The sequence below is a fragment of the Candidatus Schekmanbacteria bacterium genome, assembly GCA_003695725.1.
GTDB lineage: Bacteria > Schekmanbacteria > GWA2-38-11 > GWA2-38-11 > J061 > J061.
In genome coordinates, this window is the sequence record RFHX01000197.1 from 1 (window position 1) to 5,831 (window position 5,831).

Genomic DNA, 5,831 nt, shown 5'->3' on the forward strand with positions numbered 1-5,831 from the left:
AAACGAACATCAACCAAAAAGATTTTCTTAGACAAATCATCACTTGATACTTCTATTTTATAAAGTGAGTCAGCTGATTCTAAGGAAGATAAAACCGTATCTTTAAAATTTATTTTTCTCTCAAGCATTTATTTTTATAACTTTTCAATGAATAAGACTTTTAAGATATTGAAGCTCATCTTCTGATATACCAGAATATTTCCTGAAAAACACGGAATTATTCTGAAGAAGCGGGTCCAAATTGTTAGGAATGATTTCTTTATCTATCAATTCCATCCACATTTTAGTGCCCGGTATGGGAGAATACTCAACCAAATTAACTTGTGATCCTTGATCTTTAATGAACTTGATTCCTTCAACAACTTCTTCTAAATCTTGTCCCGGAAACCCAAAAAAAAGATAAGTGCCTATTTCTTCCTCACTGAATCCTGCTCTTTGTAATGCGTCCATTGCCTTGACATAATCTTCATTCCAAACCTTACCTCCTGTATCATATTGGCGTTTAGGATTTATTGTTTCAAGGGCAATCCTAATTGTCTTAAAACCTGCCATCTTCATCTTAATTGCCAATGAATAATCAATAAACTTTGGATGTAATCCATTTGGAGAATGAAGGTATAAGCTAATCTTCCTTTTTATTAACTCGTCCAAAATTTTCTCAAAATGTTTATTTGCATTAACAAGCAATGCATCATCATAAAATGCAAGATTTTTATAATCGCCTCTGTTTATCTGATATAAAATCTCTTCAATGACATCATCTACTCTCCTCTGGTAAAAATCGCTATATAGAATATGAGAAGCACAATAAGTGCATCTAAACGGACATCCAAATGATGTTAGAATGCAAAAATAATCAAGAGAGGAATAATGCCCATAATCAGGATATGGCAACTCTTCAAAATTAAAATCACTATCATTTTCTATAACTGATGGGAAATATTCACCTCTAATTATCGCAAGAATTTTTTTTAAACCCTTCCCTCTATAAACTATATCAGCTTTGCACTCCTCAAGAGCATGGTTTGGACAAAGGGAGGCATAGATGCCGCCAAGAATGACTTTTGTCTTTGGAAAAAATTCTCTTACAATTTTGATAATATCTTTTATGGCAGGATACCAATATGTCATCATAGATGTAATCAGCACATAATCAGGCACAGGTATTTTCGAAATCTTTTCTTCGACAATCTTAAGAGGCAATCCATACCGATAATAATTCCTTGGCACATCCTTTAAGATATCAGGCTTTTCTATTTTCTCCTTATGGAAATTACCACAGCCATAATTTTTATCCTTAATCAATCCAATTCCGCCCAATAAACTCAAATCATTGTCATGCCTATCGAGGCAATCTATGAAATATGTCTCAATTTCATTTCGCTTAAGAAAGGATAGAAGATATAAAATCCCTAATGGTTTTAGCCAAAAATCAAAAGCCGCAAAATCATAAATCCATGGATTAATAAGAAGCACTCTTTTGGCGGACTTTTTCGTTGCCATATTAAAAAGGGAAATAACTCAAAAAAGAATTACTTTTCCCAACTCATCAATGGCACTCCATCAGGAATATTCATATAAGTCATTCGAATAGGTTCAACTACTATTGCACGGGCTGTAAAAGCTCTTTTAACGACATTTTCCATTGGAAGAAGAGCTTTCCCCCATTCTTCAAGGAAAGGACGCAATTTTAAAAGAGCTTTCATATAGTTTGGAGAGGGAGCTTTATAAACTTTTGCTTCACCCTGCATCGTCAAACCATATTCTGACTGTGCAGTACCATCAGAAAATCCAATAGAAATTGCTACCTTGTTTGAATATTCCAAATTTCTGAATTTTTCTCCTCCTTCACTGACCATATAAATGGTCAACCCATCACTCTGATAATCAAGAAGGCTTGTGCGTGGATAGCCGTCTGGACCTATCGTGGCAAGAGTTAAACATTGTTTACGTTTCAAAAATCTCTTTATCTCCTCTTCAAGTTCCTTTTTATTTAATTCCTTCAGTGGTATCCCTAACTTTTTAATATTATGTTTTATCTGAAGCTGTCTCTCTTCGAGTGTGATTCCATATGGATAATCCATCTAATATCTCCTTATTTTTTTTATTTCCTAATTAAATTTGCCATCTGTATAAGAATAAAAGGGAAGGATGTCAATTGGCTTTTTGTGACTGGAAAAATAAATTTAGGAGAGATTTATTCAATATTCCTACGATTATCTTTCTTGACTTTATTGTAAATTGGAATATCGTTAATAAAAAAAGTAAAAAGGAGGGTAAAAATGTTTAAAGAAACAAAACTTTTCAAAATTTTTCTTATTCTGTCAGTAATATCAGCTTCAATCTTTTTCTGTTCGTCTTATTCAGCAGCAAAACCCATAATAAGCAAAGTCAAGCCCAACAAAGTCGTTCGAGGACATTCTATTGATATTACTGTTAGTGGAAGAAACCTCGATTCTGGCGGATGGAATTACATCGCATTTGCTAAAAAAGCCGCAGATTTGAATTCATCAACAGAAAAAACTATATGGGCCTACCCCCATACAACTTCTAAAACTATTACTTCTACCGTTTCGGTATCAACATGTGCTCCTACTGGTAAATACGATATGTATTTAGTAAACTCATCCTACGATGAAGAAAAAGGCAAAAGCAGTGTCAGTATCGTAGCTAAAAAGAGGAGAGCTCTTTTAGTCAAAAAAGGAAAAAAGGAACCAAAAATCAGCAGAGTCTCTCCAAAAAAGATTGGCAAAGGAGGAAAAGCTAAAGTTACGATAAAAGGCAAGAATTTAACTTATGGTAATCCCAGCTACTATTGGATTAGCTTATCGCATCATTCAAAGAAGAAGAACAAAGAAGGTGAATCAGTAGGGACCGGCTCCGTTAAAAGTTCATCAAAAAATAAAATTGTGGCAATTGTTAGTGTTTATACTGATTCTTTAAAAGGAAAGGCAGACTTGTCAATATGGGGCTCTGGAGAGGATAGCAATCTATGTGTTGACAAAAAAAATGGTATCACGATAAGTAAAAACAAACTAAAAATCGAAAATGTTTCACCCACCACAATGACAAATACTTCTGTTGTAACCATTACTGTTAGTTATAATCCACCGGGAACTCTCACAGATGGAGAACTGACAATCAACACTCCTTTCGGATGGAGTGCTCCACCTCCAACAATACATCAAGTATCAAACAATGAAGCAGATTTAGGGTTTAATTTATCCGGTGCTCCTGCAGGTGTTTACAGTAGCACATTGAATGTTTTTACTCCTGCCGGCTGGGATTCCGTAGATGATCTCAATTACTTAGGACCGGGAGAGTGAACAAAACTTCTAATCATATTAAAGGGGATATCTTATCGATATCCCCTTTTTAAGCTTTTGAGCTCATATCTCTTTTTTAGAAAGAGCTTCTATAAATTTATCTTAAAAGAATCTTGTCAACATTGACCTATATATTGGATGAAAGAATTCTCATATGTAAGATATATTAATGAAATAGCTCTCATTGCCAAGCCAATAGAAATTATTGAACACAAAAATATGAATAACAAGCTTATTTATAAGGGGGTAAATAGATTCTTATAGCTGTCCCTTCCCCTTCTGAAGTTTCAATACTCAGTTTGCCGCCATATTTCATTACAATCTGATTCACAACAGATAGTCCCAATCCAAAGCCCTCACCTTCAGCCCTTGTAGTATAAAAATAATCAAAGATTGAATTTACCTTTTCTCTTGAAATACCATATCCGCTATCAGAAACTTCAAGCGCTATAAATTCTCCATCAATATATTCGTTAATATTTATTGTCCTTTTTCTCGTTTGAGACGATGCCTGCACTGCATTCATTAAAATGCTTATTGCAATTTGTTTTGCCTCCCATAAAGAACATTTTATGCATAGTTTCTTTTCAGAAAAATTCATATTCACTGATATGTTGTTATCATCAATAGTCTTTTTTAAAAGAGAAAGAGCACTCTCAATGACATCTTTCCACTCCACAGCAACTATCTTTTCTTTTCTAACAGGTTTAGAATACTCAAGAAGATTACTTACTACATTGCTACATCGTTGTGCGCCATCTATAGCCGTTGTTATATATTTGCTCAATTTCTCCTTAATAACATTATCCTCCAATAATTCTTTTTTCATATTTTGCACTACTTCATTTTCAACACTTTTCTCTTCCAATAAATGAAAAATCTTTTTTATGAATCGGTCTATTTCCTTCTTTAAAAGTTGAAGATTTGTGATTACCCCAGTAAGGGGATTATTTATCTCATGTGCAATACCGCCAGCTAGCCGCCCTATTGAAGCAAGTCTTTCTCTATTCAAAATTTCGTTTTTAAGTTTATTCAGATGTAAAAAATTTCTTACTTTGACTCTTAATTCTCGCTCATTGACAGGTCTGACAATGCAATCTTCAGCTCCCAACTTTATGGCTTTTGTTCTCTCATCTATTTCTCTCAACGATGAAATAAATATTATTGGAATAGCGCTGGTTTCATCTTTACCTTTAAGTATTCTGAGGATTTCAAAACCGTTTATATGTGGCATCACATCATCAAGGATTATGAGGTCAGGTTTTTTTTCAAAAATGGCATCTAAGGCTTTTTCAGGGTCAGTATATGTACAAACATCATATCCATCTTTTGAAGAATAATCTTTAATTCTTCGACATGAAGCTTCAGAATCATCTATTACAACAATATTGATATCCTTAGAAGGCGTTACAACTTCAACCATCAACTCCCTCCCAGCGCACCCGCCCGGACTTTCTTGGTGATGGTTCAGGATATTCATTGGGGTAACCGATTGTAATGAGACCAACCAACTCTTTATCAGCAATGCCAAGAAATTCTGACAAATCTTCAGCGATGTATAAAGCACTGGACACCCAGCAGGCACCAAGACCAAGAGAATGGGCAGTCAAGAGTAAATTCTCTACACTTGCTGCTACAGAAAAAAGAGCTTCCGGTGTTGTTGTGAGGTCAACATCAGAAAAAACAGCAATTATATTTGGAGCATCATTTGCAACATCAAGAAAAAAGCTCGTTCTTTTTTTGACTCCTTCCGAAATATCTTCCTCGAGACATTCTATAATTTTCTTGAATGAGTCCTCAAGATAAGAAAAAAGCTTTTTCTTCTTCTCTCCACCTACAACAACATAATACCAATTCTGCCAATCCATATATGAAGGAGCCCAACAGGCAGCTTCAATAACTTTTTCTAAAATATCCTTAGGTATCGGGTCGGGCTTATATCGCCGTATACTTCTTCTCTCTTTTATTATTTTCAGTATCTCACTCAACAACAAAGTCTCTTTTTGTTATTCTGGTGAAAAATCTATTTCAAAACACCAACAACTTCAAATCCTTCAAAAACTTCATCTGCATGAGGAGCACCATCCATATCAGATGTCAAGTCCACACCCGCATTATGCATCCCAACATGCAATCCGTCTCCCCAAAAACTGCTGTCCGTAACATCATAAACTTTCCCATTGTAGGCGACATAGCATTTTTTACCGTCTTTACCATTATATTGGGCAAGCTCTTCTAATGTAAATTCCTTCATTTTCATCCTCCAATATTTATAATTCTATTTGTTTATGTTCTTTCAATTTTTATTCCTAAATCGAAAATCATACTACAGCTCGGACAAATAAGTTTGACCGAATATTTGTTATTTCCATTCTCTTCAAGCATAATATGAAATCCATCTTTATATCCACATTTTGGACAAACTTTAAACACACCTTCAATTTCAACTTTTTCTGCTTTCATAAATTTTTATAGTCCTTCCATTAATCACTAAAATAATTATCT

At 34.4% G+C, this 5,831-nt stretch carries 6 protein-coding genes; 1 reads left to right on the plus strand and 5 read right to left on the minus strand.

What is annotated here, in order from left to right; genetic code table 11:
• Positions 1-144 precede the first annotated feature (144 nt).
• Together D6734_07800 and D6734_07805 are read right to left on the minus strand one after the other, a co-directional pair.
• Positions 145-1,503 carry a radical SAM protein gene (locus D6734_07800; protein RMF94422.1) on the minus strand — a complete coding sequence of 453 codons (1,359 nt, stop codon included), beginning with the start codon at positions 1,501-1,503 and terminating at the stop codon, positions 145-147.
• Between the two features lie 29 nt (positions 1,504-1,532).
• Positions 1,533-2,084, minus strand: coding sequence for a pyridoxamine 5'-phosphate oxidase family protein (locus tag D6734_07805; protein RMF94423.1), 552 nt, complete (start codon positions 2,082-2,084; stop codon positions 1,533-1,535).
• Positions 2,085-2,282: 198 nt separating this feature from the next.
• Between D6734_07805 and D6734_07810 the strand changes: the two genes are divergently transcribed.
• Positions 2,283-3,326, plus strand: coding sequence for a hypothetical protein (locus tag D6734_07810; GenBank protein ID RMF94424.1), 1,044 nt, complete (start codon positions 2,283-2,285; stop codon positions 3,324-3,326).
• 232 nt (positions 3,327-3,558) lie between these two features.
• Here the strand turns inward: D6734_07810 and D6734_07815 are convergent, their stop codons facing one another.
• Genes D6734_07815 through D6734_07825 form a run of 3 tightly spaced genes read right to left on the minus strand, consistent with a single transcriptional unit; the run spans position 3,559 to position 5,580 of the window.
• Positions 3,559-4,806 carry a hybrid sensor histidine kinase/response regulator gene (locus D6734_07815; GenBank protein RMF94425.1) on the minus strand — a complete coding sequence of 416 codons (1,248 nt, stop codon included), beginning with the start codon at positions 4,804-4,806 and terminating at the stop codon, positions 3,559-3,561.
• Positions 4,742-5,320, minus strand: a complete 579-nt coding sequence (locus D6734_07820; GenBank protein ID RMF94426.1) for a nitroreductase family protein — start codon at positions 5,318-5,320, stop codon at positions 4,742-4,744. Before D6734_07820 ends, D6734_07815 begins: the two co-directional genes overlap by 65 nt.
• Before the next feature lie 29 nt (positions 5,321-5,349).
• Complete coding sequence (locus D6734_07825; protein ID RMF94427.1) at positions 5,350-5,580, minus strand: cytochrome B5; 231 nt, start codon at positions 5,578-5,580, stop codon at positions 5,350-5,352.
• Positions 5,581-5,831: the final 251 nt, after the last annotated feature.